General features: G+C 47.0%; 30 protein-coding genes. 9 read left to right on the top strand and 21 right to left on the bottom strand.

Going from position 1 to position 26423, the window contains the following annotated elements; all coding sequences use genetic code 11:
* The first annotated feature begins 9 nt into the window (after positions 1–9).
* Complete coding sequence (locus tag LOZ80_RS09045) at positions 10–879, top strand: helix-turn-helix transcriptional regulator (protein ID WP_238171114.1); 870 nt, start codon at positions 10–12, stop codon at positions 877–879.
* 64 nt (positions 880–943) lie between these two features.
* On the opposite strand, the gene LOZ80_RS09040 is transcribed toward LOZ80_RS09045, so the two are convergent.
* Positions 944–1969 (bottom strand): YheC/YheD family endospore coat-associated protein, encoded by a 1026-nt coding sequence (locus LOZ80_RS09040; protein WP_238171113.1) that lies wholly within the window; start codon positions 1967–1969, stop codon positions 944–946.
* Between the two features lie 286 nt (positions 1970–2255).
* On the opposite strand from LOZ80_RS09040, the gene LOZ80_RS39150 reads away from it, so the two are divergent.
* Entirely contained in the window at positions 2256–3161 is a 906-nt protein-coding gene (locus LOZ80_RS39150; RefSeq protein ID WP_283214747.1) for a collagen-like domain-containing protein, read from the top strand.
* An 89-nt stretch (positions 3162–3250) separates the two neighbouring features.
* On the opposite strand, the gene LOZ80_RS09030 is transcribed toward LOZ80_RS39150, so the two are convergent.
* The 5 genes from LOZ80_RS09030 to LOZ80_RS09010 all read right to left on the bottom strand — a co-directional run bounded on the left by LOZ80_RS09030 (position 3251) and on the right by LOZ80_RS09010 (position 6895).
* Positions 3251–4234, bottom strand: a complete 984-nt coding sequence (locus LOZ80_RS09030; protein ID WP_238171112.1) for an alpha/beta fold hydrolase — start codon at positions 4232–4234, stop codon at positions 3251–3253.
* Between the two features lie 147 nt (positions 4235–4381).
* A complete protein-coding gene (locus tag LOZ80_RS09025; RefSeq protein WP_189013843.1) occupies positions 4382–4591 on the bottom strand; it encodes a YezD family protein in 210 nt (69 codons plus the stop codon).
* Positions 4592–4610: 19 nt separating this feature from the next.
* Positions 4611–5441: an alpha/beta hydrolase family protein gene (locus LOZ80_RS09020; protein ID WP_189013845.1), complete on the bottom strand. Its 831-nt coding sequence runs from the start codon at positions 5439–5441 to the stop codon at positions 4611–4613.
* Positions 5442–5652: 211 nt separating this feature from the next.
* A complete protein-coding gene (locus tag LOZ80_RS09015) occupies positions 5653–6051 on the bottom strand; it encodes a DUF4395 domain-containing protein (RefSeq protein WP_238171111.1) in 399 nt (132 codons plus the stop codon).
* Between the two features lie 70 nt (positions 6052–6121).
* Complete coding sequence (locus LOZ80_RS09010; RefSeq protein ID WP_238171110.1) at positions 6122–6895, bottom strand: ATP-binding cassette domain-containing protein; 774 nt, start codon at positions 6893–6895, stop codon at positions 6122–6124.
* 367 nt (positions 6896–7262) lie between these two features.
* On the opposite strand from LOZ80_RS09010, the gene cysT reads away from it, so the two are divergent.
* The 4 genes from cysT to LOZ80_RS08990 are packed head-to-tail and all read left to right on the top strand — an operon-like array spanning position 7263 to position 11125.
* Complete coding sequence (gene cysT / locus LOZ80_RS09005; protein WP_238171109.1) at positions 7263–8069, top strand: sulfate ABC transporter permease subunit CysT; 807 nt, start codon at positions 7263–7265, stop codon at positions 8067–8069.
* A complete protein-coding gene (locus tag LOZ80_RS09000; protein WP_238171108.1) occupies positions 8066–8872 on the top strand; it encodes a sulfate ABC transporter permease subunit in 807 nt (268 codons plus the stop codon). Before cysT ends, LOZ80_RS09000 begins: the two co-directional genes overlap by 4 nt.
* 14 nt (positions 8873–8886) lie before the next feature.
* Positions 8887–9972, top strand: coding sequence for an ABC transporter ATP-binding protein (locus tag LOZ80_RS08995; RefSeq protein ID WP_238171107.1), 1086 nt, complete (start codon positions 8887–8889; stop codon positions 9970–9972).
* 34 nt (positions 9973–10006) lie between these two features.
* On the top strand, positions 10007–11125 hold the full coding sequence (locus LOZ80_RS08990; protein ID WP_238171106.1) for a sulfate ABC transporter substrate-binding protein: 1119 nt from the start codon (positions 10007–10009) through the stop codon (positions 11123–11125).
* Positions 11126–11216: 91 nt separating this feature from the next.
* Here LOZ80_RS08990 and LOZ80_RS08985 read toward each other — a convergent pair whose 3' ends face one another.
* The 9 genes from LOZ80_RS08985 to LOZ80_RS08945 form a co-directional block, all read right to left on the bottom strand.
* The gene (locus tag LOZ80_RS08985) at positions 11217–11699 is read right to left on the bottom strand and encodes an acyl-CoA thioesterase (RefSeq protein ID WP_238171105.1); all 483 of its coding nucleotides are present in this window, start codon (positions 11697–11699) and stop codon (positions 11217–11219) included.
* A 32-nt stretch (positions 11700–11731) separates the two neighbouring features.
* A complete protein-coding gene (gene purT / locus LOZ80_RS08980) occupies positions 11732–12910 on the bottom strand; it encodes a formate-dependent phosphoribosylglycinamide formyltransferase (protein ID WP_238172936.1) in 1179 nt (392 codons plus the stop codon).
* Positions 12911–13060: 150 nt separating this feature from the next.
* Positions 13061–14926 (bottom strand): vWA domain-containing protein, encoded by a 1866-nt coding sequence (locus LOZ80_RS08975; RefSeq protein WP_238171104.1) that lies wholly within the window; start codon positions 14924–14926, stop codon positions 13061–13063.
* Between the two features lie 48 nt (positions 14927–14974).
* Complete coding sequence (locus tag LOZ80_RS08970; RefSeq protein WP_238171103.1) at positions 14975–15865, bottom strand: ATP-binding protein; 891 nt, start codon at positions 15863–15865, stop codon at positions 14975–14977.
* Positions 15866–15994: 129 nt separating this feature from the next.
* Entirely contained in the window at positions 15995–16699 is a 705-nt protein-coding gene (locus LOZ80_RS08965) for a hypothetical protein (protein WP_238171102.1), read from the bottom strand.
* Positions 16700–16723: 24 nt separating this feature from the next.
* On the bottom strand, positions 16724–16951 hold the full coding sequence (locus LOZ80_RS08960; protein ID WP_238171101.1) for a hypothetical protein: 228 nt from the start codon (positions 16949–16951) through the stop codon (positions 16724–16726).
* Between the two features lie 73 nt (positions 16952–17024).
* Positions 17025–17504 (bottom strand): hypothetical protein, encoded by a 480-nt coding sequence (locus LOZ80_RS08955; protein ID WP_238171100.1) that lies wholly within the window; start codon positions 17502–17504, stop codon positions 17025–17027.
* 40 nt (positions 17505–17544) lie between these two features.
* Positions 17545–18180: a trimeric intracellular cation channel family protein gene (locus LOZ80_RS08950; RefSeq protein WP_238171099.1), complete on the bottom strand. Its 636-nt coding sequence runs from the start codon at positions 18178–18180 to the stop codon at positions 17545–17547.
* Positions 18181–18198: 18 nt separating this feature from the next.
* Positions 18199–19275 (bottom strand): Gfo/Idh/MocA family protein, encoded by a 1077-nt coding sequence (locus LOZ80_RS08945; RefSeq protein WP_238171098.1) that lies wholly within the window; start codon positions 19273–19275, stop codon positions 18199–18201.
* 139 nt (positions 19276–19414) lie between these two features.
* On the opposite strand from LOZ80_RS08945, the gene LOZ80_RS08940 reads away from it, so the two are divergent.
* Positions 19415–19675: a hypothetical protein gene (locus tag LOZ80_RS08940; RefSeq protein WP_189013866.1), complete on the top strand. Its 261-nt coding sequence runs from the start codon at positions 19415–19417 to the stop codon at positions 19673–19675.
* Positions 19676–19857: 182 nt separating this feature from the next.
* On the top strand, positions 19858–20079 hold the full coding sequence (locus LOZ80_RS08935; protein WP_189013867.1) for a hypothetical protein: 222 nt from the start codon (positions 19858–19860) through the stop codon (positions 20077–20079).
* A 2-nt stretch (positions 20080–20081) separates the two neighbouring features.
* Here LOZ80_RS08935 and kapB read toward each other — a convergent pair whose 3' ends face one another.
* The 3 genes from kapB to LOZ80_RS08920 are packed head-to-tail and all read right to left on the bottom strand — an operon-like array spanning position 20082 to position 21332.
* Positions 20082–20468: a kinase-associated lipoprotein KapB gene (gene kapB / locus LOZ80_RS08930; protein ID WP_238171097.1), complete on the bottom strand. Its 387-nt coding sequence runs from the start codon at positions 20466–20468 to the stop codon at positions 20082–20084.
* A 23-nt stretch (positions 20469–20491) separates the two neighbouring features.
* Positions 20492–20812: a thioredoxin family protein gene (locus tag LOZ80_RS08925; RefSeq protein ID WP_238171096.1), complete on the bottom strand. Its 321-nt coding sequence runs from the start codon at positions 20810–20812 to the stop codon at positions 20492–20494.
* A 1-nt stretch (position 20813) separates the two neighbouring features.
* On the bottom strand, positions 20814–21332 hold the full coding sequence (locus LOZ80_RS08920) for a hypothetical protein (RefSeq protein ID WP_238171095.1): 519 nt from the start codon (positions 21330–21332) through the stop codon (positions 20814–20816).
* 71 nt (positions 21333–21403) lie between these two features.
* On the opposite strand from LOZ80_RS08920, the gene LOZ80_RS08915 reads away from it, so the two are divergent.
* On the top strand, positions 21404–21616 hold the full coding sequence (locus LOZ80_RS08915; RefSeq protein ID WP_238171094.1) for a hypothetical protein: 213 nt from the start codon (positions 21404–21406) through the stop codon (positions 21614–21616).
* 66 nt (positions 21617–21682) lie between these two features.
* Here the strand turns inward: LOZ80_RS08915 and LOZ80_RS08910 are convergent, their stop codons facing one another.
* The 3 genes from LOZ80_RS08910 to LOZ80_RS08900 form a co-directional block, all read right to left on the bottom strand.
* On the bottom strand, positions 21683–23296 hold the full coding sequence (locus LOZ80_RS08910; protein WP_238171093.1) for an ABC-F family ATP-binding cassette domain-containing protein: 1614 nt from the start codon (positions 23294–23296) through the stop codon (positions 21683–21685).
* Between the two features lie 77 nt (positions 23297–23373).
* On the bottom strand, positions 23374–25323 hold the full coding sequence (locus LOZ80_RS08905; protein ID WP_238171092.1) for an ABC-F family ATP-binding cassette domain-containing protein: 1950 nt from the start codon (positions 25321–25323) through the stop codon (positions 23374–23376).
* Positions 25320–26369, bottom strand: a complete 1050-nt coding sequence (locus tag LOZ80_RS08900; protein ID WP_238171091.1) for a M42 family metallopeptidase — start codon at positions 26367–26369, stop codon at positions 25320–25322. Before LOZ80_RS08900 ends, LOZ80_RS08905 begins: the two co-directional genes overlap by 4 nt.
* Positions 26370–26423: the final 54 nt, after the last annotated feature.

The raw sequence follows: 26423 nt of genomic DNA, 5'->3' as shown, positions 1-26423 counted from the left end.
AGGTATGAAGTGACAGAACAATTAAACAATGAACGGCTTCTTGAGCTTGCGCAGTTTTTGCGGACTCGGCGCGCCCGAATTTCACCCGAGCAGGCCGGCTTGCCTGCTAGCGGGCGTCGCCGCACACCAGGACTTAGGCGCGGGGAAGTAGCGCTCCTCTCGGGCGTTAGTGTGGATTGGTATACATGGCTGGAACAAGCGCGGAACATTCAGGTATCATCTCAAGTCCTCGAAAGCCTTGCGCGTACACTCCAGCTTGATTCAAGCGAGCGGAAACATTTATTTCTGTTGGCCTTACAGCAGCTGCCTCCGGAACTGACTTCGGCAGAAAGCACCGTTAGTCAGACGCTGCAGAGCTTCCTAGACCTGCAAGGGACTAGCCCGGCCATCGTCACCGATCAACGCTTGAATATTGTTGCATGGAACAAGATGGCTTGCCTGATTTACGGGAACTATGAAGTTATGTCGACACGCGAGCGCAACTCCGTCTGGCGGACGTTCACTTCGCCGCATGTCCGTCAATTGCTTCAGGAAAACTGGGAGTCGCACGCCCGGCACCGTTTGGCTCATTTTCGCGCCAGCTATGGGAAATTCGTAGGCGATCCTTGGTGGATGGCATTCATCGAGGAACTGAATGAGGTAAGTGCGGAATTTAGGGCATGGTGGCCACAGCACAATGTTTTGAATGGCCCGGAAGGAAAGAAAATCAATCATCATCCTACGGCTGGATTGCTCGTATTTGATCAAATTTCATTTCTTGTATCGGACTCGCACCACCTTACCGTCACCATCAATATACCGTCAAAGGATGACGATACAATCTCCAAGCTAGATTGGTTAATGGCCGCAAGGTCTGGCGAACCATCACCCGGACATTAAGGCGATCCGCGGGTTGATAGCCGGCCGGTACGCTAGCAACGGATAACGCCTCGCGGGCGATCGGTTATTGTGATAGATAATAAGCATAGTCCAACGGTCTGCTATAAATTTTACGTCTGTAGCACCTGAGGTCTTTGTATATATTTTTTTGGGGTTTTCCGTTAAGCTCGATAATCCATAACTTGCTTTGTTCGTCTATTGCAAAATCTACACTCAATTCTCCCAAAGAACCCATCAGAGTTTCCGTTTCTCGTGCGGCCTGTATACTAATCTCATGCAGGGATCGAAGGATCTCATTGATTTTATCCGGTGAACATATTTGCGGAAGAATTTCTACAACATCATAAATGGTTTCACACATACTCGTGTTAAAGTAGTGTTCATAAGCCAATCTAGATGTAATGGCGGAAACCGTCCATTCGCCAAGAATGCCTTTTTGAACAAGGACACGGATATCAAAATACTGATGATCGAATTGACTCATACGAATCCCTTGCTGCACCATGTATTTCTTCAGGTTGAGTACATCCAATTTTTCCTGAATGTCCTCATTTTTTCTGCAAATATATCTTGGAGCCATGCTATGCAACGAGATGTGAGTATCTCCATTATCCGTTAGTTCAACCCGATACACAGACTTACCCTTAGCTCCGTAAGATGGTTTAATGAATATCAGTTTATATTTCTCTAATAATTCTGATATATTCACTTCATTATATATAAATGTGTCTGGAACATAGGTTGTAAGATTTGACTGTTTTAAGTTGTTATAGACATGCCATTTATTAAAAAAATTGATACTATTAAAACATTTGTTTCTACCAATTGCCTTTTCTAGACGTTGAATAGTTACAAGCTTTTTGTTAAAACATTGGTTATAAACGACATGAGGAAAAGGAAACGAACTTTGCTTCCAGATGCCATTCTTCAAGCTAAGTCCAATAATACGTCGTTCCTTCCAATGTATATCTGCAGGTGTAAAGACGTACAGTTTCAGGTTTAAATTGTGATAACGTTGATAAAGCCCCAAAATTCTTTTTCTACTTTTTCTTTTAGTTACCATAATACCTACTAACGGTTGATTCTCCAAACTCATCACTCCCTTGCACTTGCTCTATTTATTAGCTAATGCAGGAATTGACATAATGTTATGGACAAGAACATACATGAGCAGAAAATCAGCGAATTTACTAATCTATCAGCCTAAATTTTAGTTTATAGGTACTAGCTGTGCTCATTCTATATGCTTGTAATATGATACATTACGTTTAATCATAAGGAGTGAGACTATGGGAAGATGTAATTGTCCACCAGGGCCACCTGGACCCGAAGGTCCGCGAGGGCCTCAAGGGCCTCCTGGACCAGCAGGAGCGCAGTTGTTACAAGAACTGGGAGGAGCAATCGCAGCGGTTGGACCTGCTGGAACTGCTGGAGCGCTTGGACCTGCGGGTCTTTCAGGACTTGTAGGAGCAATTGGTCAAGCGGGACCTGCGGGACTCGCAGGAATTGCAGGAGCACTTGGAGCAGCAGGGTTGGCGGGACCAACAGGCCCAGCGGGACCAGCAGGTTCAGCGGGACCAGCAGGTTCAGTAGGACCAGCAGGGCCCGAAGGAGCAGCAGGACCAGCAGGAGCAACAGGAGCAACAGGACCAGCAGGAGCAACAGGAGCAACAGGACCCCAAGGCATACCAGGTCTAGTTGGAGCTACAGGTCCGACAGGACCATCAGCAGGAGGAATAATTCCATTTTCAACGGGGATCATCCTAAGTGGTGCTACAGTCGTATCAGCTGCTCCGATTTTAATGGGTTTTGGCAGTCACACAGTAGAAGTTATAGACGCTTCTGGAGAATCAACGATGCCGCCAGAAGCAGGAGGTTTTGCTTTCCCAATTCCTTTTGCAGGTACCGTTCAAAATCTGCAAATAAGTGCAGATTTATTGGTAGCTTCTGTTGCTTCAATAAATACGCTCGGTCTTCAATATGAATTTACAGTATTCCGCGCATCTTCAGTTCCTAATAATGGGATTGATCACAGTTCTTCACCCTACGTAACAACGCTACTGACTAGTTCGGTTAGATTCGGATTTCCGAATACGGTTATTACACCTGGTAACCCCTCTGGTTTCCGTACCGCAACGAATAGAAATGTCGGGGGCTCATTAGTCGTAGCTGAGGGTGATCGTATTGGTATTCGGGTAAGGACGTTAGCGGAGACAGATCCATCAGCAGCTGATATTACTCAACTCTCCTTTAGTGCCAGTCTCTCTTATACTCCTTCTTAATCCACATTGTGCAGTCATTTATCACCGTACTTCAAAAGGGACCCCTATCCAAAGGCTCCCTTTTGAACGTAAATTTAACCAATCCTAGACTACCGTTGTTTCATCGTACTATCGTTTCCCCTCCGAAGAGCAGCTACCTGCCTATTCAGCCACTCACTAATATCCGACATCACTTCTTCCCGATTCACTTCATTCAACATTTCATGTCTGCCGCCTGGATACAGCTTGCTGCTTACCTTCTGTAGTCCAATGGCTTGGTACATGGCAAGCAATCTACGAACCCCTTTTCCATGACCGCCAACAGGATCTTCCTCACCGGAGAAAACGAAAATCGGCAAATCTTTACGAATTCGGCTTACATGCGAGGGTTGATGAATCTCTTTCAATCCTTTGAAGAAGTCACGGAAATAACCGGACGTGAAGATCACCCCACAATAAGGATCGTCCACATACCTATCTACTTCCTCAGCATCACGGCTAAGCCAGTCAGACTCCGTTCGGTTCGGAGCGAATCGTTTATTGAAGGCTCCGAAGGATAAATTAGTCAGCAGCTTGCTGCGATGATGATCGCCGCGAATAGCCGCTTCTAGGCTTGCCACAACGATGCCAACTTGCAGAACAGGTCCTTCCTTGCCGTTAGTCCCAGACAAAATGATGCCTTGAACATGTTCCGGATTCTCATTTACATAAGTAACCATGTAAGACTGGGTCAGAAAAGAACCCATGCTGTGCCCCAATACATACAATGGAATATCCTTTGCATGGCGAAGCCGGATTTGCTCCGTGATGCCGCCCATATTGGCTGCCATGCTGTGAAAGCAATCCTTGCCAAATTTACCGACATTCTCGGGTACTCCAGCCGTTAATCCGTGACCGAGATGATCATTCGCATAAACGGCATATCCTTGCTCCGTCAATGTTTCTGCTAATCTTTCATATCTGGCCGCAGTCTCCGACATCCCATGTGCAATTTGCACAATTGCTTTTATAGCATTCGCCTCATCCGGCAACCATTCATAGACATAGTGTTTGTTCATCTGTGCATCGTTCCAATGGAAATATTGCTTCAGCATGCTTGATCCAACTCCTATCATCGTACACGCACACGATGTTTGTTTGCGCTTTCCCTCTCAGTATACCGTTTCTATTTCATGAAAACAGCCCCCTTTCCGAAGAAAGAGGGCTGTTCCTATAATTTAAAATAATTGCTATCGCGGCGTCTATCCTTTACTTGTTTGCTTGACTGCTTTCACTGCCTGGAGCTGTGATGACTGTTGAGATGACGCATCAAATCGCTTTCTTTCTGTCTTATCAATTTGGGCAATCTTCCCATCATGGACCACAATTTGAACGGAGCCGTATTCTAACCCATTTAGCATTTGCTTAATTCTGTCCACCCAAACATCATCTAACTCCAATGGTTTCGCCATCTCAATTCCTCCGCTTCTTTTATATCGTCCAGTCGTTCCAATCATTTTTTTGTTTGTGAAGAAAGGTTAACCAATTTCCTGTTTTTTCAAATAGTTCTTTGGTTGAACCATTCGTTGAGTACGTATGATCCGCTTGAAAAATCAAATCTATTTCGCATTGACCTTCATTTCTCAGCCAGAACATTTTCTGATATAACGGCGCGTAATCAACGGGTACCGTATCATCTGCAGTTCCATGCATGACCAGAACATCACCATTAAATTTGCGCAGCTGCTCGAAGGGTTGATGCTGTGACAACGAATCAAAGAATCGACTTGTCAGCAAGTAGCCATGATGATCAATTGCTCCTCCAAGCGGCAGTTTCTCGTAGTCACTCTTGCCTACGATCCTTACAATATCGTTGTGCGGGTGAGCTACAGCTGACCAGAGGACAAGCGTTTTGATCCGGCTATCCTTAGCTGCTGTCAGCACGGCCGTTGCACCACCTAAGCTGTGACCGACCAGAATAACCCGGCTTAGATCCACACAATCAATGGTCAGTGCATAATCAATGACACTTCGTGTTTGCTCGATAAGCACATCAAGTCCGCCCGCGCCATAGTCGCCTGTGCTTTCCCCGCATCCGCCATAATCAAAACGCAGGACCAAATATCCTTGCGAGCTAAACTCACGAGCTGCTTTCACAAACAGCCGATCCACCCCTATCCGGCTCCCGATAAAACCGTGACAGATGATGATAAGCGGCCAACGTTGACAGTCTGCTTTGGCAGGGACTGTTTGATTCGTCGGGTAATGCAGCGTTGCGGCCAATTCGACGTCTTCGCTTTTAATTGTGATTGCGTGCTCCATGATGTTAACTCCCTTTCGTGATTGCATATAATTCCGATAAAATTAGTATGGATTAATTGTTATACCCATATTAGCATCCCCAAGGCAGAGGTGTCAATCCTATTTTTAACATATTCCCAGCAAAAAATTCTGTACGTGAAAAGACTCTCAACTTGCTTCTGCACAAGTGAGAGCCTTGCAAGATCATCCTCCGGCTGACTTATGAAAATGATTATCGGAATCTAATTTTGTACTGGTAATAAATCGTGCAGCCAATGCAGTAGCCCAGGAGCGCAGCTCCCGCGGCTAAAAGGAGGAAACCTGTGAAGATATACCCTGCAATATTCCACCCTAGCGCAAATGCTGCCACTGAGAAGGTAAGGAAGATAACTGCCAAGGCATTGTTAAACTTCGTTAACTCCGTTGCCTGTGTTTCTTTGCCCTTCGTCAATAGAAATGGCTTCGAAATCGTGACAAACAGATTCCACTTCCCGCCCCCTATCAGTCCCACAACCTGAATGGCCCATAGCAAGGCCACCAACCAAGGTAGTTGAAAAGCAAATGCGAGCAATACACCAACCACAATACCGGTTTGATTCGCTTTCACGTAAGCCATTGGGATCTCTTTCATCTTATATCCTCCTTATTTCAGCAACAGTGTACCCGCGGAAAGACCATGAATTCTTCTTGGCTGTGAAACTTTAAATTGAAAATGCTTCTACAGCTGATATTCGCGCTTGTTCATACGGTTTCTTAACTAACAAGCGATCCAAGATCGTTTTCTCAAAATAAGCGAAACCGCTATCATGTTCTCTGGGCCTAGCCAGTGATATTTTCAAATCCAACCCTATTTTCCCTTCTTCAATAATGATTACGCGATCCGCCAGTGCAACAGCCTCACTCACATCATGCGTGACTAACAAAACAGTAAATTGCTGCTCTAGCCAGAGCTGTTCGATGAGCTGCTGCATTTCGATCCGTGTCAAAGCATCCAACGCACCCAACGGTTCATCCAGCAGCAATAACCTTGGATTGCCAGCCAATGCGCGAGCTAGGGCTACTCTCTGTCTTTGACCGCCAGAAAGCACAGAAGGCCAATCATCTTGCTTGTGTTCAAGGCCAACCTGCTGCAAAGCTCGATAAGCAATTTCCTTATCACCTGACTTAACACCAATCCGGACGTTATCGATATTCTTTTTCCACGGGAGCAATCGATGTTCCTGGAATAACACCCTGGTGTCTTCATGAACGCCCTGAATCGATTGGGCATCGAGCAGAATAGCACCACTTGTAGCTTCGTCCAATCCTGCGATCAAACGCAGCAGCGTGCTCTTGCCGCAGCCGCTGCGGCCAACAATAGCAACAAATTCTCCTTGTCTGATGTTCAAATCAATGCCGGACAATACTTGAGTAGATCCAAATGCTTTATTGACATTGCGTATATTGAGATGAATTCCTCCAAGTTTACTGCTCATGACCGCACCCCTTATTTGGATTATTGACTATGCGTTAGTTAACGAGAAGACTCCCATTCCGTGCCCAACATCGTTGGCAAGAATGGGAATCTCCAGTCATCTGGTTGACTCTTTCCTCACAAAATAATAATTCATACCCGTTTACTTGGATATAAGTTGAGTCTTATACTATCATCGTGAATTCCACTCGTCAATGATAATTTTCCAAAACCGAATCACTTCATCTTATAGAATGAAAATAGATTGAAAATTTTAATTTCTTGAATAAAAAGTCAGTTGATGTATTGACAAATAAGTCCAACGACTGGTATATTCAATTTACTATTCCGAGTAAAAAGGTATGATTAATAACAATAGGTGGTGTAACGTGGGAAATAAGGTGTTTAAAGCTACGGTTCGATCTGTGCTTATTGGCTATCTGATTGTACTTCTGCTTATCCCGATTGGATCCATTTATATGAAAGGATTTTCATTAGGATGGGACCCCTTCTGGAAAGAAGTCACAGGACCGCTAGCCTTGAAATCGATTTTGCTTACAGTTAAGCTCAGTATTATCTCTACTATTATTGAAGCGATTATTGGAACCATCATTGCTTATGTCCTTGTCAGATATACATTCCGAGGCAAAAGCATTCTGAACAGCATGGTTGATCTTCCCTTCTCGCTGCCAACTTCCGTTGCTGGGCTAATGTTCCTTACCCTACTAGGACCTTCAAGTCCACTAGGTGTTTGGCTGGATCATTTTGGCATCAAGCTGCTTTATAATCAGACAGCTGTTGTCATCGGACTTGTCTTCGTGACATTCCCATTCGTTATCCGGACCGTTCAGCCACTATTGGAACAGCTCGATCCCGCTGAAGAACAAGCAAGCTTTACGCTGGGTGCAGGTAAATTTTACACGTTCCTGCGAATTGTATTCCCTGCCATTTTCCCCGGTATTATCGCCGGCAGTATGCTCGCATTTTCACGATCGTTAGCCGAGTTTGGGGCCATCTCCTTAATTTCCGGTAATTTGCCGGGCAAAACAATGGTCGCCTCGGTCTATATATATGGTGAAACACAGAACTTCAATCCCGAAGGCGCAGCCGCCATTTCGATCGTACTCCTTACATTGTCCGTCCTGATTCTATGGCTGATCAATGTATTGACTCGCGGAAAGGGGCGACTGGCATGAGAAAAGTTTTAATCACCATCTCATTTCTCGTTATTTTACTACTCATTATACTTCCGTTTCTGGGGATTGCCTTTGGCGCATTTGAAGATGGCTTTCAAGCCTTCATTGATTCGCTGAAGCGGCCAGAAGCTTTGCACGCTTTGAAAATTTCAGCCATTATCGTCGTCATCGTTACCCTTCTTAATACCATAGTAGGCGTATATGTTTCCTTAGCTATCGTTCGCGGCTCTTGGATTGCCCGTTGGTTAAAACCCATCATTAACGCAATCATTGATTTACCTTTTGCCGTCTCACCTATCATTGTCGGTTTAATGGTTATTTTAATCTTCGGACCGAATACGGCATTAGGCGCTTTTATGGAAGATCATCATATGAAAATCGTTTATGCCATTCCCGGCATGGTTCTGGCCACGATGTTTATCACGTTCCCTTTAATGGTTCGCGAAGTTGTGCCTTTGCTTGAAGAAATCGGCACCCAATCGGAAGAAGCTTCTGCCACATTAGGCGCTGGTCCTTGGCGAACATTCATTCAAATCACATGGCCAGGTATCCGCTGGGGCGTTCTCTACGGGCTCATTCTTACCGTGGCAAGATCGCTGGGCGAGTTCGGTTCCATACTGGTCGTTTCCGGCAACATTATCAATCAAACGCAAACCGCTACAACACTTGTCTATCAAGATGCTGAACAATTCCAACTCGTTGCAGCCAACAGCTTGGCATTCGTTCTGGGACTCATCTCCATTTCAATTCTACTGACACTTGAATGGTTAAAAAGAAGAAGCGAGCATTTGCGGAATCAATAAGGGGGAGCATTCCTATGCACATCGAGGTCAAAAACTTAAACAAACATTTCGGACAATTTCATGCCATCAAAGATGTTAATTTCAGCATTACCAAAGGCCATCTCGTCGGCTTGATCGGACCTAGCGGCGGCGGTAAAACGTCCATTCTTCGCATGTTGTCCGGTCTTGAGTCTCCTACCGCTGGCGATATTTATTTCGATGGCAAACTTGCCACTCATCTTCCCGTTCAAGAACGAGGTATTGGTTTTGTTTTTCAGAGTTATGCTCTTTTCAAGCATATGACCGTCTTTGATAATGTAGCTTATGGGCTTAAAGTTCTGAAAAAACCAAAAGATTTCATCCAAGATCGGGTCACTTATTTGCTAAAACTTATGGGTCTTGCTGGCAGTGAGCGCAAATATCCGCATCAGCTTTCCGGTGGACAGCGTCAGCGCGTTGCTTTTGCCAGAGCGCTTGCGCCTGAACCTCAGCTGCTCCTGCTCGATGAACCGTTCGCTGCGATTGATGCCAAAATCCGCAAGGAGCTGCGCGTTTGGCTGCGCAACCTCATTGATGAATTTAAAGTAACGACATTGTTCGTTACCCATGATCAGGATGAAGCGATCGAAGTTGCTGACGAGATCATTCTCGTTCAAGGCGGCAAGATCGAACAACAAGGCAGCCCATGGGAAATTTACACGAAGCCTGCTTCTTCCTTCGTAGCTTCCTTTATCGGTGAATCCAACATTATCTCGCAATATACCCCTCTCATTGGCTTCCCATATCTGCAAGAAGTACAGCAAGATGGCCATTGGCTGCCAGATGTTAATGTGATGATTCGTCCCGAATCCATCGAAGTCCGCTCCCGCGATGTAAGCCATTTGGCAACTGCCGGAGAAAAAGGAACAGTAACTCACATTCATTTCCGCGGAGATTCATGGTATTTGGAGATTGATACTGGTTCCCTCAAACTATTTGCTTATCAATCTGTGAAAGAAAAGATTTATCAACCTGGTGATGAAGTTAATATTCTTATCCATCAGATTTCTGTCTTCACCAAAACCGAGAACAAAGTCATTGAAAATCAGGCGAAACAAGATCCGCTGCCTGTTTTTATATAACCAAATCATATAAATTAGAAGGGGAGTTATCAGGATGAAAAATTTCAAATCTCTAGGCTTAATCACAGCAACATTATTTACAGCGAGCATTGCCCTTACAGCTTGCGGCTCAGGCACAAGCACCAAAACGGCAAGCAGCCCTGCTCCGTCAGCAGCAGCAACAACTGCGGCTACAGCAGCGGCAAGTACGACACCCAAAGCAGATGGCGGTAAAGTAACCATCACACTTGGCGCTTATTCCATTGTGAAAGATTCATTCGATCAAATCATTCCTAAATTTAAAGAAGAGTGGAAAAAGAAAACCGGCCAAACCGTAGAATTCCAAGAATCCTATGTCGCATCAGGTTCGCAAGCAACCGCGATTATCCAAGGTTTTGAAGCTGACATTGCCCCTCTCTCTCTCGAAGGAGATATCCAAAAAATCGTGGAAAAAGGCTTAATCACCCATGATTGGAAAAATAATAAATACAAAGGCTTCATCACTGGCTCGATCGCTGCAATTGGCGTACGTGAAGGGAATCCGAAAGGCATTAAAGACTGGGCTGATTTAACAAAACCAGGCGTTGAAGTGCTGATTCCAAACCCAAGCACATCCGGCGGAGCCAAATGGGATATCAATGCCGTGTATGGCGCAGGTTTGAAAGCTTCCGAAGCCGCTGGAAAACAAGACCCTGCCGCAGCCAAAGATCTGCTGGCTAAAATTTATAAAAACATTAAAGTATTGGATAAAAGTGGAGCTGACTCCCTTACAACCTTCGATAAAGGTGTAGGCGATGCTATCATCACGTATGAAAATGAACTAGTCGCTCGTATTCAATCCGGCAAAAAATATGTAGAAGTCATCCCGCAGTACACGACATCCATTGAAAATCCAGTAGCTCTCATTGATAAATATGTAGATAAACACGGAAATCGTGAAGTCGTTCAAGCATTCCTTGATTTCCTGTATACACCTGATGCACAAAAAGTATTCGCAGACAAAGGCTTCCGTTCCGTACTTCCAGAGGTAGCTAAGCTATATGAGAAAAACTATACGACACCTGCTGGTTTGTTCAACATTGAATACCTCGGCGGTTGGGATAAAGTGAACAAAGAGCTTTATGGCAAAGGCGCAATCTGGGAAACCATCCTAGCTGAAGGCGGCGCGAAGTAATACGCACAAGAAAGCCCGGGTCGAAGGGAAACCTTCGCATCCGGGCTTTCTTGTGTTCAGGATCTACGATCCCTCTAGAGTGTGGCAGTCCTTACAAATTCGCATTCCGTTCCTCTTTGCGAAGCTTACGGGCAGCAAACCTTGTTTCTGCTGTTTCAAACAGACGCTTTTCTTCATCCGTCTCAGCGATGATCGCAGGCACTGGACAAGGCTGTCCATGCTCATCCAAGGCGACAAAGGTCAAATAGGAAGTCGCCGTGCGCTTTTTCTCACCTGTCAGCAAATTCTCGGATTCCACTTTCACGAATACTTCCATGGAGCTGCGATGTGTCCACGTAACGAAGGCCTCAAGCTGAATCGCTTCTCCCAGTTTAACGGGGGCAAAGAAATCCAAGCTGTCACTGGAGGCGGTAACGACACCTCTGCGGCAGTGGCGCATGGAAGCAATCGTGGCAACTTTATCGATATATTGCATCACACGGCCACCAAATACAGTATTATGATAATTCGTATCTGCCGGCAAAATAATTTCCGTCAATATTGTTCTGGAGAGTCTTGCTGGTTTGGCTTCCACAGTATGTTCCTCCTGATGTTACTAGCGTGCTACTATTCGTAGTTCAAAGTCAGCTTCCCTGCTGCTTGCTTAGCAAGGCTGCGCGCTTCTTCCACCGTACTGCCGCTGCTGAGCGCGACAGCCATTCGACGGCCGACTTTCGTTTCCGGCTTGCCAAATACACGAACTTGCGTATTAGGAACGGATAACGCTTCTTCGAGTCCGCTGATCGTATAGGCCACCTGCTCACGATCTGCTTTGAGGGTATAGCTGGCTCCTGGTGTTAATAAGCGAATTCCTGTAATAGGCAAACCAAGAATAGCTCTGGCATGCAGCGCAAATTCGCTCAAATCCTGCGTTGCCATGGTGACCATTCCCGTATCATGCGGCCGAGGCGAAACTTCGCTGAAATAAACGCCATCTTGGGTTAAAAATAATTCAACCCCATAAATGCCATAACCACCGAGCGCATCGGTAATCGTTTTGGCCATATGCTGAGCGTCTAGAATCTGCTGCTCTGTCATGGCGTGAGGCTGCCAAGACTCGATGTAATCTCCCTCTTTTTGGATATGGCCAATAGGTTCGCAATAGGTAGTTCCTGAGACGGAACGAACGGTTAGCAGTGTGATTTCCGATTCGAAATGAATGAATTCTTCCACAATCACGCGAGCGTTCTTGGCACGTCCGCCTTCCATGGCGATGTTCCACGATTGTTCAATATGTTCCGGAGTTCGACAGACGCTTTGTCCTTTGCCGGAAGAGCTCATAATTGGTTTGATCACGCAAGGAGTGCCGATTTCAGCAACAGCCGCATGGAGTTCTTCCAAACTGTTGGCAAAAGCATACTTGGCTGTTCGCAGTTCCAGTGTTTCGGAAGCTAGACGACGGATCCCTTCACGATCCATGGTCAAGCGGGATGCCGTTGCCGTAGGAATAACGCGATAGCCTTCCTTTTCAAGTTCAACAAGAATAGGTGTTGCGATCGCTTCAATTTCCGGGACAATAAGATCAGGTCGTTCTTGTTCGATTAATGCTCTCAACTGCTCTCCATCAAGCATATTGATCACATGACTGCGATGTGCAACCTGCATGGCTGGCGCATTCGCGTAGCGGTCGACGGCAATCGTTTCAATGCCGAGGCGCTGTGCTTCAATCACCACTTCTTTGCCTAGTTCTCCTGAACCTAATAGCATGATTTTCTTAGCCTTATTCGATAACGGAGCTCCGTACATGACGAACAATTCCCCTTTCATTTTGCCCATTCTCAGATCTTCTAACAAAGACGCACTATATATGTAGTAAAAAACGAACAACTCAGAAATACAGGGTACTTCTCCCTATCATTCATAAAATACCCTGATCTATTGTAATGGATTTCGACATTAAAAGATAGATTTCAGCAGAAGTTTACGCAAAATCGGCACTAATTGCTCATGCAGCTCATCAACATGAGGGACGACAATGCTGCTGCGTCCATACATATTTCGCATCATAATCCGCTGTGTTTCGTGAATAACCCCACTCGCCAGAAAAATACTAATGACCTCAATGCCTAGGCGCCTCGCATTCATCACGGCCTCATAGGTATCGAGAATGCCGATATCGTTATAATTGGCTGCCGAAGGCTCCCCATCCGAGAAGACGATGAGGATGCGCTGCCGCTCTGTGCGGCGCAGCAGCCGCTCGGTCATCTGACGGATTGCGAAGCCGTCGCGATTGTCCTGCTGCGGCTCCAGCTGCATCAGAGCTGCCCCGCTGCCGGACGTGAGCGAAGAGGAGAAGTCAACGGCTACCTGGAACAGGTTCGGCGCCTCCTCGTCGGTAACACGGTCCGCGTCCTCCCAGAAGCCCACGATTTCATGCGGGATTCGCAGGGTATGCAGGGTCTCGTGAAACAGCACGAGACCTAGCTTGGTTTCGTCCATTTTGTCGTACATGGACGCGGAGCAGTCGACGAGCAGCGAGAACGCGGCGTCGAGCTGCGGAACCGGCGCGCGCTTCTTGTAGAAGAGGCGCGGCATCTCTTGCGTGAAGGCTCGCGTCAGACGCTTGTCGAGCCGCCCGAATAAGCGATCGCCGCGCGGGGCGATCCGCTTCTGCTCCAGCGTGCGCCGGATCGCACGCTGCAAAGGCTTCGCGAGCGGCGCTGCGCGCTCGCTCAGGCGCCTGTAGGCGGCCTCCTGCGCAGCAGTGGACCGCCCTGGCGCTAGCCACGTCGCCGTCGCGTACGCGGCGACAGCGCCCGCCCCGTGCCCCGCGGCAGCGGGCACGGCAAGGCTCTCGCGCCGGCCGGAGGCGGCGCCGGTGCGCTGGGCGCGCAGCGATCGCCCCTGGGCGATGGCGAGCGCCTGGTCGGCTGCGTCGCCCTCGCGGGGCGCAGACCCTTGCGCGGCGGTGCGTGAGCCGCGCTCCAGCTCGAACCGCAGCAGCCCCGGGCTGCGGTCGCTGGTCTCGCGGTGCCAGGTCGGCAGCCGCTCCTGGCCCGATAATTGACGCTCCCCCTCCAACTCGGGGAGCACATCCTCATTGGCGAGCCGCTTCGCGCGCTTGAGCTCGCCCTTGTAGCCCGCAGGCAGCGGCTCCGCCACGCCGCTGCCGCGCTGTGTCCAGAAGTAAGCGGCCACAGCGTCACCGTCGAGCCAAACACTCAGCGAGTCCAACATCGCCTCGCAGCAAGCTGCAACTTCTGCCGTATGTTGCGCTTCTTCCATTTGCTCCAGCAAAGGATATAACTTGACCATTCGAGTGCTCACTTCATCTGCCTCAGCGAGTTTCCAATCTACTCCTGTAAACCAGCCATAAGTAAATAGCACAACAGCGTCAGCGAACTCTTTTTTGTTCAAATGTGTCTTCAACTTATGCTGAAAATAAGCGCTTAGAATCCGATGCCGATGAGCAAAAACGCGTGCAGTTCCCGGTCGCCGAACTCGGCATATACGCTCCAAGCGCATGTCTTCACAGAGTGCGAAGAGACTGTTCGCGAGTTTAGGATACTTCGCTTGCTGGCAGAATTGTAAATACGCTTTGACAGCCTCTGCTCCTGTAAACCAGGCACTGCCAATACCGCGCAAGTAAACATCGCTTTTCATGCCAGCAGATTTATCAATTGGCGGATAATCCCACCAAAATTGACTCACCTTGATACGCGCGGCTTCTTCCTCATAATCCGCATGGAAAGCTGATTCCACCTCAACCTCTTTACGCTTGGTAAACATCCTCGCCAAATCTACAAGCTGCATCTGCAGCATGGCGTCCACTTTATCGTCTAATAAGCTCAACTTCCCTACGAACATAGGCTAGAATAACGTTTCCGCCGCATTGATAACGGCAGCACGTTCCCTTTCATCCTCCAATTTATCTGCAATTGCCCGAGCAACTGCCCGCAAGGGAGGGATGTACGCTGTCAAATCACAAGCATCCAACAGGGCTCGAATAGAGCCCGCTTCATCAGGAAGCTGCCCCATCTCAATGAGCGTCAATAGATCGGCCGAAAGCTGTACAAAGGTTTTCAACTGCTTCTCATCTTGCAGAACGGATTTGCTTTTAAGCAGATGGTATAAAGCATCTCCCTGCAAATAGGGAACATCAATCGTAATAAAGCGATTTTTGAGAGCCTCGTTGAGCGGCACGGTACCCATATACCCTTCGTTAATAGCTGCAACCACCCTGAAGTCAGGGTGGGCGGTAACGACTTCTCCTGTAAACGGATTTGTTATCGAACGCCGGTAATCCAGTACCCCGTTAATCAAGGATAACGTTTCTGGTTTAGCCATATTGATTTCATCTATGTACAAAAAGTGTCCTTTGGTCATCGCCTTCATAATTGGCCCTGGGATAAATACGATATGGGCTTTCCCCTGTTCGTCATGCGCAAGCGTCTTAAATCCAAGTAAAGCTTCGGCATCCAAATCTGTTGAACAGTTCACAGCGTGCATCGGTTGTTCAAAAAGTGCGGACACATGCTCCGCAAGCTTCGTTTTACCTGACCCGGTAGGACCCTTCAGCAGCACATTTTTGTTCAGAAATATCGCAATCAAAGCATCGGCTAAAATATCTTCATCAGGTACTTCAAATGCGGCTGAACCAATCAGTTTACGTTCGTCCTCGTCAGGAACTGAACTTCTGCTCTGTATCATTTGTTCCAATTGCTCGTGTATGATTTCGGGTACACCCGCTGTCCTTAGCATGATTCATAGTCCTCTCCTGAAACTTTCTATTGTTCCTCTTACTATTTATCAGGAAAGGTTAGCTTGTCAAGCTTTCTGCCTAGAATGCCAAAACCCCCAGCAATCAGCTGAGGGAGACCGTGAGGTTTGTTAAGGCAATATATTTTTCTGTCCTGTCGAATAGGTTGGAAACGTGTATTGAACCATCGTATTAAACTCATTCAAAAAAGGGTCCATTCGTTTATTGTTGCGTTGTTGACCATCATAAAACAGCATCCGATTCACATAATGCGGGTTCGTAGAAATAAAAATGTTGGCGTCCGGATAAATCCGCGTCAGCAAATGCTTAATGGCATTCGAACTTTCGGCAGGCAAAGGCTTGGCAGAGAGCCAATCCAACTGTGAACCTGCTCCGGAACCGAATAAACCTGCTCCAGTCTCGGGATCATTGGTTTTGCTCAACATTTTAACGCCATCATCGGTGCTCATCGCCTGCATACCGCCCATATCAACGGCTACATAGATGTTGTTGTCCGTAAGGGCAATGGCTGTTGAGCCTAGATGCGCTGCTTGAATAACTTGATCCGCCAAATCGCGGTTCATCGTCAGATGCGTGTTCGTGTGTGCTTTAATGTTATCGATTGTAGCCACCTTCATGGAAGGCTGAGGAGATTGGTTCACACTTTTAGCGCCAAGTGAGGCATTCTCATTATTTCTTAGACTCGTGTCCCAGCTTCCAGCATGGGGATTGGAAGAGCTTGCTCCAGCCTGATTTTGCGGACTAGCTGCCCCGCAGCCTGTTACTAAACCGATGAGCACCGCGGATGCGGCGAATTTAAATAGCTTTTTCCTCATAAGAACCCCTCTTTCTACCTAACATCAAGCTTTGGCAGTTTCTTTGATCTCCTGGGTATACGCAATCAGAGCAACTTCATAGCCTAACTCGTCCTTCATACGCGACTCGAGGCTGCGTAGATCTTCTAGGAGATCTTCTCGCGCATCCAGATTAGCAAATTCATACGAATCTATCGGCATGATTCCCATATTCCCCCCTTCCAGATCAACTGACATATCGTTAATATGGACATTTAACCTGATTTTTACCAAAGAAAAAAAGCCTGCTGCCTTTTAGAGGCTATGCAAGCTTTTGGATAAGGAAATGATCACGATATTCGGTTGATTACTCTTCATTTTTACGTGTTTGATCAAGTTCTTCAAGCAATTTACGAACCGCTTCCGGATCTGTCACGCCGTTTTCTTTGAAGGATCGCAGCTTCTGCAATAAATCAGCAGCTATCGCTTCATCTTCTGATGCCTGCAGTTCATGCGTAGGATCAAACCAGATATAAAATCCTTCTGGACCGTTACGCAGAAAAGAGCTGCGCCAATGCTCCGGATACGCATAGCCCTGTTCGCCAACGATTATCCCAATAACGTCATCATTCTCAATGGGCAGTAAATAATGAAAGGATTCCGGTTCCCCTGTACTTGAAAAGTCGCGGTGCATATACGCATAATGGAGATAATGTTCGCCCGTTTCGACATCTTTGGATACTTCATAAAGGTCCAGCTCCGTTTGGAGCAGTTCCTTCACCGAAGTGATGCGCGCGGCAATCAGCTCTGCAGAAATCTTGTGCAAGGTGGACAGTGATGCTTCCATATGAACCCCCCCCTCCTTCCTAGCTTTGATTCAAACTAATTTAGAACTCCGACCTACGCGTTCCTTCAGGCAATGCATTTCGTAATGAACGCTTTGGCAGCTTCCATTTGTAGAAGACAGAAAGCATTCGTAAGCTTACGATTAGAACAAAGAGTACGGCGAGCTGCCAAGTTCCTTGCATCCAGCCAAGTCCGACTAATGCACCCGCGAGCATTCCCCAAACTGCATAAATCTCATCCTTGAGAACGAGCGGTTTGCGGCCTGCCAGAACATCACGGATCATGCCTCCGCCAATCCCTGTGAGCACGGCAGCTACGATAATCGCGCTAAGTGGATGTCCCATATTCGTTGCGTAGATAGCACCTTGAATGGAGAATGCAGCAAGCCCGATGGCATCGAAAAATGCTTCCCATGTTTTCCACATTTTGATGTATCGAACAGGCATAAAGAAAACAAGCGTCATTGCGAACAAGGCAATCTGGAAATACAACCCCTGCTCCCATAGAAGAACAATCGGCTTGCCAATTAATAAGTTACGGATAATCCCTCCGCCAAAAGCTGTTACCAGACCAAGAACATAAACGCCTAATATATCATATTCCTCTTCCATCGCAACAATGGCTCCACTCACCGCGAATGCAATCGTTCCAATGATGCTAAATAACTCCCAGTTCACTTGCTGCAGCCCCTATCTCTACTCGATGTCCCAGTCCAGTTTCACTTCATTGCCGGTCTGCGAAGAACGATAAATCGCATCCAGTATTAGATTGTTCGTATACCCTGTCATGACTGACGTAATCGGCTGCAAGCCGCTTTCAATACACGATAGGAAATGCCGGGCCATCCTGACGCGCGGACCTTCGTCAAGCTCCGGGACTGTAAGTTCAACATCAGCTTCACGATCAAACATTTCTGCAAAAAGTTTGCCTTTTGTTCCGCGAATGGAGGCTCCGCCCTCAGTTCCGAGAAGCTGCACATAAGGCTGGCTATCTGTTTCAATAAGCGCTGCCCAGCTGACATCAAGCGACAAAGTAGCTCCGTTATCTAATTTGATCAAAGCGGTTGCTAAATCTTCTACATCGTAATGACCTGCCCAATTCGGCGCTCCCCAAGAGCCAATGCCTTTTTTGCGAGGTCCGAATTCCGCATAAGTCGCCCCATAGACGGAAACCGGCTTAGGATTGCCCATTAAATACAGCGATAAATCCAGCATATGGACACCAAGATCGATCAGCGGTCCACCGCCTGATTTATCCATCTGGGTAAACCAAGTTCCCCAGCCTGGAATCCCTTTTCGTCTCAACCAACCAGCTTTGGCATGATAAATATGACCAAGTGCCCCTTTTTCCGCCTGCTGTTTCACAGCCATGGATAACGTATCCCAACGCAGTTGGTGAGGTATCATCAATATTTTGCCGGCTTTGCGCTCGGCTTCCACAATCTGTTTGGCGGAAGCAAGATTCAATGCCATCGGCTTCTCCAGCATCACATGCTTGCCAGCTTCCAAAGCTTGTACCGCAATTGGAGCATGCCATTCATTCGATACAGCAATGACAACAGCATCGATAGAAGGATCCGCCAATAGCTTCTCTGTACTGTCATATACGCGTTCAATACCATGTTCTTTGGCTCTTGCTTCGGCAAGCGGCAAATAGGCATCCGTAACAGCCGTGATTTGTGCCTCGGGCACTTTTTTCAGTACTTCCATATGTACGTTGCCTATATTTCCTGAGCCAATAATTCCTATGCGAATTGGTTTACCAGTCGTCATTATGCTTAACCTCCAGAACTAGTTCAATACAATCTTATTCATTATAAATGTCGTTAACTTTCCTCGCAACTGGAAAGTCCAATCCTTTTTTGCGGAAAGACATATGTATATATTATCTTGGAAAAAGGAGTTAAAACCAATGGAACGTACATTAAAATCAACCAAATGCATTCCACACCATAAACGCCATACGATTCGCGAAATCGCTCACAAAAACGTGGGACGAATCGTCGTCGTCCAGTCATTAGCAGGAACGTTTACAGGCTGTATCGTGAGTGCTCACAACACTTTCCTTCGATTACGAGTATTCAATCCAGTCATCGGAAGATTCGTCATTATCCGAATTCCCTTTGCCATTATTATCCGCATCAGACTTTTCCCTTGTAAATCTTGTAATTAATCTTTGTGGAACTAGCCCACTTTGGGCGTTCCTTTACATATAATAAGTTGCTAAAACTTTTTTAATAGTTTGTCTCAAACATATCTAACATTTGAAATGTATGCTTACTATGTAGACCGGAAGTAAGAACGAATGCTTACTAGGTCAGTTTTCCTCCGGGAAAACGTGAAGGAGGGCTTAACATGCAAGCAATTCATATTAGATTCAAAAACAAATCCATCCCTGTTCATAATTTCACACATCGCCATTCCCACATAGAGATGCTGTCGAGTAAACTGAAAGAGTTTGAGCTTCATTTTGAATTTCGCAAGAAATTAAAAATGATCTCGATGATCGAGATCATTGGCGATGTAGCTATTTTCAAATATAACGATGGCACGAAATTATATCTGGAAGTCTCCTGATTTTATCCAGGGAAATAGTCCTTTTGCAACTGATCAAGCTCCTGCAGAGAGCGTCGCGCCCATGCTTCCATGTCCGACAGCTTGCTGATTTGCGCCGATAACGCTCTCTTCAGAGAATCTTGATACTCAGGTATGTTCCCCGTATATAGACGAATCGTTGATATCGGCATCAAGGCAATCTCTTGGTTAGCCAGTGCTCTGCGTTGGTGGAAAAAAGGCACGCTTGGATCCATGGGATTATGCAAATCCCCCTGTGTTGGATGTTCCTTTACAGCCAGAATACGGACAGCCGCTTTCATACTTGTCGTCAATTCCACAACTTCACCAAAATAAGTTCCTGTTTTGTATTCCGCGGTCACACGATCTCCTATTTGAAAACTACTCATCATTATCCATCCCTTTCATTCGTCCGTTACGCTTTCAATAATGGCATTAATCTGCGGTACAACTCATCTACCGACTGCATGCGATACATCATTTCTTTCTCTTTCCCTGCTTCTAAAATGACTATACACGGAACACTAGTAATTTGCCACTCACGGCTAATTTGCGGAAGAAAATTGATATTGCTTTTGACTAGTGGCAAAGCAGGCTGCATCGTCATAATAATATCCAGCATTCGCTCCGTAATTTTGCAAGTACCGCAGAATGGTGTATACAGAAAAACAGCAAAAGCGCCATCATCGAGGTTGTTGACTCGGTTCAATAACTCCTGCTGGGTCAAATCCTGCATCTTAATCCTCTCTTTCATCCAACCAAAACAGACTGTCAGCCGCATAGTTAATCAGGTCCGGGAAATCATCGATCTGGCTTTCATCCACTTTACGACCAAAAGATAATGTAATTTGATTGCTGTAATAACTCGCTTGGTTTCCATATGTGTACGAAATCAACTGGGTAATTTGCGGGCGATGCTCCCAGATCAAACCCAGTTCCTCTTCAATTTGCTTGCACTCCAAGGTCGGATCATTCACTTTGGTAAACAGTTTAATTGTTAACGTACAGCCAGGCTTGGCTGTTGGGTTTTCTAAAATTTCAGCCGCCAGATCACTTAAATGAACCTTTAAATTTATTTCCGCTTTACTGGGCTTATCCACTTTTCTGGCAAATTCAATCGCATAAGTGCGTGACATGGAAGACAAGTCAACAAGATCTTCCCGCCTTGTTATTAAAATATGACCATCCAAATCGAGATCATAAACGGCTCCTTCCAACACGACTTTGATATTGTCATAGATCGTTGGATCAAACATCCGGGCACCTTCTTTCATCTTTTCGCTGATTCGATTATACTTAGAACATACCACGTAAAGAAGGTGTTCCTATGTCAGACAAGCCACAAGATCAACAAGAAGAACAACAAGGCCCCAAAAAAGTCAGTCTAGCTGACGCAATCAAACAAAAGCTCGCCCAAAAGAAAGCCGATCAAGCTGCGGCTAGAGCCAACCCGAAAGCAGCTGGAAATGCCAATCAAAGCGCTAAAAGTCAAATGACCAAAAAAGTCAACAATCAACGCCGTCGTACTGGCGGCAGCTAATTCACGCTTTGCATGCGGCAAAAGCGCCCTGAGAGGTTCACATCAGGGCGCTTTTTTATTGCAGGCTTACGCGTATTGCGTTTCGCGTTGTTTCTTGACATCTTCACTTTCCAGATACTCATCATACGTAAGCATTTTGTCGATAAGACCTTTTGGCGTAATTTCCATAATGCGAGTAGCGATCGTTTGGATGAACTGATGGTCATGAGACACAAACAGCATCGTGCCATCAAAATCGACAAGTCCGTTATTGAGTGCTGTGATGGACTCCAAATCCAAATGGTTCGTAGGCTCATCGAGAATTAACACATTGGCGCCGCTAAGCATCATTTTGGAGAACATACAGCGGACTTTTTCTCCCCCGGACAGGACATTCGTTTTCTTCAAGGCTTCTTCCCCTGAGAATAACATACGTCCCAAGAATCCGCGAATGAACGATTCGTCTGGATCTTTGGAATATTGACGCAACCAGTCTACCAAGTTCAGTTCCGAGTTGAAGTAATCTTGGCTATCCTTAGGGAAATACGCTTGGGAAGTCGTAATCCCCCATGTGTATGTGCCTTCATCCGCTTCCATTTCACCCATGAGGATTTTGAAAAGCGTCGTTTTGGCAATCCCATCCGGGCCTACAAAGGCGATTTTGTCCCCTTTGTTAATCGTAAACGTCAAGTTATTCAACACTTTCACGCCATCAATCGTTTTGGACAAACTCTCAACGGCAAGCAGTTGTTTACCGGCCTCACGCTCACCTTTGAAGTGAATGAACGGATATTTACGGCTCGAAGGACGAATATCTTCAAGCGTAAGCTTCTCGAGTTGTTTCTTCCGGGATGTAGCTTGCTTGGATTTGGACGCATTTGCGCTGAATCGTGCGATAAAGGCTTCCAACTCTTTGCGTTTCTCTTCGGTTTTCTTGTTGGCATCTCTCGTCAATCGAAGCGCCAATTGGCTGGATTCGTACCACCAGTCATAGTTACCGACATACATTTGAATTTTACCAAAATCAATATCCGCGATATGTGTACATACTTGGTTCAGGAAGTGACGATCATGGGATACCACGATAACAGTACCTTCGAATCGGGACAAGAAGTGTTCCAGCCAACGAATCGATTCCAAGTTCAAATGGTTGGTAGGCTCATCGAGGAGAAGAATATTCGGATTACCGAACAAAGCTTGCGCCAAGAGGACACGCACTTTCTCGTTGCCGTCAAGGTCTTTCATTTTCGTATCATGAAGGCTTGTAGGAATACCCAGACCAATTAGAAGCTCAGCGGCATCAGATTCTGCTTGCCAGCCATCTAAATCCTGAAATTCTCCTTCAAGTTCAGCGGCTCTCATGCCGTCTTCTTCAGAGAAGTCTGCTTTGGCATACAGCGCATCTTTCTCTTCCATGATTTTAAATAACCGCGAGTGACCCATTACAACAGTTTTCAAAACTTCAATTTCATCAAACTCATAATGATTCTGTTTCAGAACAGCCATACGCTCGCCTGGCGTAATGCTGACTTCACCTGTATTCGGCTCGATTTCACCGGAAAGAATTTTGAGGAAAGTAGATTTCCCTGCACCGTTTGCGCCGATCAGACCATAACAGTTGCCTGGGGTAAATTTAATGTTGGCGTCTTCGAATAGGGCTCTCTTGCCATAGCGAAGCGTCACGTTATTAACATTGATCATGTGGAATACATACCTGCCTTTATAGTAGTTTGTTCTATCATATCATAGATAAGGGTCTTAAATCGAAGATTAAACAATTACTTGCGTTCTATTTCTTCTACTAACTCGGATAAATAAGTCCATCTTTCCATCGCTGCTTCCAGATCAGCCGTGGTTTGCTGCTCTTGTTCATACAAATCGCGCACCCGATCAAAATCGCTGCCGGCTGATTCGATCTGTTGCTTCAAGCTCGCTGCTTTATCTTCCAAGGCGGCAATCGTCCCTTCGATTTCGTCCCATTCCTTCTGTTCTTTGAAAGACAGCTTCTTAGGACGGTTCGATGAGGAAGAATTGCTTGGAATAGGAGTCGTATTGGCTGCTGACGGCGCTGATTTCGCCGCACTCGCATTGCGAATAAGTTCTTTGCGCGCCTGTTCCGCTTCTTCCTCTTCGCGTTTCTCCTCCAAATAGTCGGAGTAATTGCCGATGTAAGGCTCAATACGGCCGCTGCCGTCGAATGCGAATAGATGCGAAACCGTGCGATCCAAAAAGTAACGATCATGGGATACCGTAATGACGGCACCTGGGAATTGATCCAGATAATCTTCCAGTATGGTCAAGGTTTGGATATCCAAGTCATTCGTCGGTTCATCAAGCAGCAGAACATTCGGTTCGCCCATAAGCGTACGGAGCAAATAAAGTCTGCGTCGCTCGCCACCGGAGAGTTTGCCGATAGGGGACCACTGCAAAGTAGGCGAGAATAAAAAGCGTTCGAGCATCTGGGAAGCAGAAATCGACTCCCCATCCGAAGTGCGAATGACCTCCGCGGCTTCCTTGATGTACTCGATAACGCGCATTTTCTCGTCCATCTCGACGTTCTCTTGGGTGTAGTAAGCAAGCTTCACCGTCGTTCCCGTCTCGATCGTGCCGCTGTCCGGCTGGATGCGCCCGGCCAGCATGTTCAGCAGCGTCGATTTGCCGCTGCCGTTCGGGCCGATGATGCCCAGACGGTCTCTGGGCATCACGATGTAGCTGAAGCCGCTCAGCAGCGGCTTCCCGCTCTCGAAAGCTTTGGTGATGGCTTCCAGCTCCATCACCTTCTTGCCAAGGCGGCTGCCAGCCAGCGCCATGTCCATCTTCTCGCCGGGACCATCCACCTTGTGGTCCCGCAAATCTTCGGCGCGCTGAATCCGCGCCTTCTGTTTGGTCGTGCGCGCCTTCGCGCCGCGACGAAGCCAAGCGAGCTCGCGGCGGAGTAAATTCTGCCGCTTGTCTTCGCTGGATGCTTCGGACTCCATCCGCTCTGCTTTCTTCTCGAGGAACGACTCATAGTTGCCCTCGTAGCTGTAGATCTTCCCCCGGTCCAGTTCCAGCATGCGGTTCGTTACCCGCTCCAGGAAGTACCGGTCATGCGTAACGAGCAGCAAGGCGCCGCGCCACTTGCCGAGGAACTCCTCGAGCCAGATAGCGGTCTCGTTGTCGATATGGTTCGTCGGCTCATCCAGAATGAGCAGATCCGCCGGCTGAATAAGCACGCGAGCCATGGCGACGCGTTTGCGCTGACCGCCGGAGAGCTGGCCGACCGGCTTGTCGAACTGGCTGATGCCTAGCTTCATCAGCACAGTTTTGGCCAGGGTGCTGGCTTCCCAAGCACCCTGTTCATCCATGCGCGACTGGGCTGCGAACAGCCGCGATTGTTTCTTCTCGTTGGCAGCGTCCAGCTCCAACTCGGCAAGTGCAAGCTCATAGTCGCGAAGCGTCTTCATGAGCGGTGTATCACCGTGGAACACTTGCTCAAGAACCGTTGAGTTCGGATCGAACTCTGGGTTCTGCGGCAAGTATTCCACCCGGAAATGGTTCGCGTGCACGAGCTTGCCGCGATCCGCCGTTTCGAGCCCCGCCAGCAGCTTGAGCAGCGTGGATTTGCCTGTGCCGTTCACGCCAATGAGACCGATGCGCTGCTTCTCGTTCACCGTGAACGAGATATCGTCGAACAACACTTTGTCGCCAAATGTTTTGGTTATGTTGACTGCACTCAGTATATTCATGCTTCTACCGGCTCCATGATGTAGGCTGCAAGCAGAGCTGCTGTGTTCACTACAGCATCCATATGCGTACGCTCCATGCTGTGTGACGCATGAACACCCGGTCCTATCAACGCGGCGCGAATATCGCGTCCGCCTCTAAGCGCAGCGGAAGCATCTGAGCCGTATCTTGGATATATATCGACGGCATAGCCGATTTCAAGCTTCTCAGCAAGCTCAATCATTTTCGAAGTCATCTGATAATCGTAGGGACCTGAAGAGTCTTTGGCACAAATCGAAACATCTCTTTCACTGCCGCTCAAATCATCACCCAACGCGCCCATATCAACTGCGATAAAATCAGTGATATCCTCAGGAATGAAAGCCGAACCATGCCCAACCTCTTCATAATTAGAGAAAAACAGCTTTATGGTAAACCGTGGTTTCACGGCTGCTTCTTTTATCCATTTCAGCAAACCGAATAAGGAAGCAACACTAGCTTTATCATCCAAATGCCGCGACTTTACGAAGCCATTGGCTTTGATTTGCACGCGCGGATCGAAAGAGATGTAATCTCCAACACGAATACCCAAAGCCTGCACATCTTTCTTAGATGTCACGAGTTCATCGATACGAACTTCCATATTCGCTTCATCCCGTTTAAATTCTCTCGCATCCTCATATACGTGTACAGACGGGCGTGACGTCAAAATAGTCCCATCGTAGGCCTGCTCATCGCGCGTATGAATCTGAACGTATTCGTTCTCAATTGCCCCCATCATAAAACCGCCTAATGAGGTGATTTTCAAGGTGCCATTATCTTTAATGGATCGTACCATAGCTCCGAGTGTGTCCACATGCGCAGAAATTCCGAGCACGCGATCCTGACTCGTACCAGGAACGGTGACAATACCGCAGCCTTTATTTGTATATGTAAGCTCATACCCCAGTTTGCCAACTTCTTGTTGAACCTTTTGCATAATATGGTGTGTATAACCTGTCGGACTTGGAGTCCGCAGCAGCATCTCGAGGATGTCTGTCATATATGTTTGATCAAATTTGGTCTTCACTTGGGATTCCTCCCTTTTCTATAAATTAATTACTGCCCTATAAACACACAAAAA

Origin of the sequence: Paenibacillus sp. HWE-109 (assembly GCF_022163125.1) — a bacterium.
Lineage (GTDB): Bacteria > Bacillota > Bacilli > Paenibacillales > NBRC-103111 > Paenibacillus_E.
This window is presented reverse-complemented; position numbering and strand designations above follow the sequence as displayed.

Bases quoted from the DNA above. Each gene is read 5' to 3' on its own strand.
- LOZ80_RS08945 (WP_238171098.1), bottom strand. From the start codon at position 19,275: ATGACGACTGGTAAACCAATTCGCATAGGAATTATTGGCTCAGGAAAT.
- LOZ80_RS08965 (WP_238171102.1), bottom strand. From the start codon at position 16,699: ATGAGGAAAAAGCTATTTAAATTCGCCGCATCCGCGGTGCTCATCGGT.
- LOZ80_RS08915 (WP_238171094.1), top strand. From the start codon at position 21,404: ATGTCAGACAAGCCACAAGATCAACAAGAAGAACAACAAGGCCCCAAA.
- LOZ80_RS08955 (WP_238171100.1), bottom strand. From the start codon at position 17,504: ATGGAAGCATCACTGTCCACCTTGCACAAGATTTCTGCAGAGCTGATT.
- LOZ80_RS09015 (WP_238171111.1), bottom strand. From the start codon at position 6,051: ATGAAAGAGATCCCAATGGCTTACGTGAAAGCGAATCAAACCGGTATT.
- LOZ80_RS08905 (WP_238171092.1), bottom strand. From the start codon at position 25,323: ATGAATATACTGAGTGCAGTCAACATAACCAAAACATTTGGCGACAAA.
- LOZ80_RS09010 (WP_238171110.1), bottom strand. From the start codon at position 6,895: ATGAGCAGTAAACTTGGAGGAATTCATCTCAATATACGCAATGTCAAT.
- LOZ80_RS08970 (WP_238171103.1), bottom strand. From the start codon at position 15,865: ATGCTAAGGACAGCGGGTGTACCCGAAATCATACACGAGCAATTGGAA.
- LOZ80_RS08995 (WP_238171107.1), top strand. From the start codon at position 8,887: ATGCACATCGAGGTCAAAAACTTAAACAAACATTTCGGACAATTTCAT.
- LOZ80_RS08940 (WP_189013866.1), top strand. From the start codon at position 19,415: ATGGAACGTACATTAAAATCAACCAAATGCATTCCACACCATAAACGC.
- LOZ80_RS08990 (WP_238171106.1), top strand. From the start codon at position 10,007: ATGAAAAATTTCAAATCTCTAGGCTTAATCACAGCAACATTATTTACA.
- purT (WP_238172936.1), bottom strand. From the start codon at position 12,910: ATGTACGGAGCTCCGTTATCGAATAAGGCTAAGAAAATCATGCTATTA.
- LOZ80_RS09025 (WP_189013843.1), bottom strand. From the start codon at position 4,591: ATGGCGAAACCATTGGAGTTAGATGATGTTTGGGTGGACAGAATTAAG.
- LOZ80_RS09020 (WP_189013845.1), bottom strand. From the start codon at position 5,441: ATGGAGCACGCAATCACAATTAAAAGCGAAGACGTCGAATTGGCCGCA.
- LOZ80_RS08925 (WP_238171096.1), bottom strand. From the start codon at position 20,812: ATGCAGGATTTGACCCAGCAGGAGTTATTGAACCGAGTCAACAACCTC.
- LOZ80_RS08935 (WP_189013867.1), top strand. From the start codon at position 19,858: ATGCAAGCAATTCATATTAGATTCAAAAACAAATCCATCCCTGTTCAT.
- LOZ80_RS09030 (WP_238171112.1), bottom strand. From the start codon at position 4,234: ATGCTGAAGCAATATTTCCATTGGAACGATGCACAGATGAACAAACAC.
- LOZ80_RS08910 (WP_238171093.1), bottom strand. From the start codon at position 23,296: ATGATCAATGTTAATAACGTGACGCTTCGCTATGGCAAGAGAGCCCTA.
- LOZ80_RS08975 (WP_238171104.1), bottom strand. From the start codon at position 14,926: ATGCTGCAGATGCAGCTTGTAGATTTGGCGAGGATGTTTACCAAGCGT.
- LOZ80_RS08920 (WP_238171095.1), bottom strand. From the start codon at position 21,332: ATGTTTGATCCAACGATCTATGACAATATCAAAGTCGTGTTGGAAGGA.
- LOZ80_RS09000 (WP_238171108.1), top strand. From the start codon at position 8,066: ATGAGAAAAGTTTTAATCACCATCTCATTTCTCGTTATTTTACTACTC.
- kapB (WP_238171097.1), bottom strand. From the start codon at position 20,468: ATGATGAGTAGTTTTCAAATAGGAGATCGTGTGACCGCGGAATACAAA.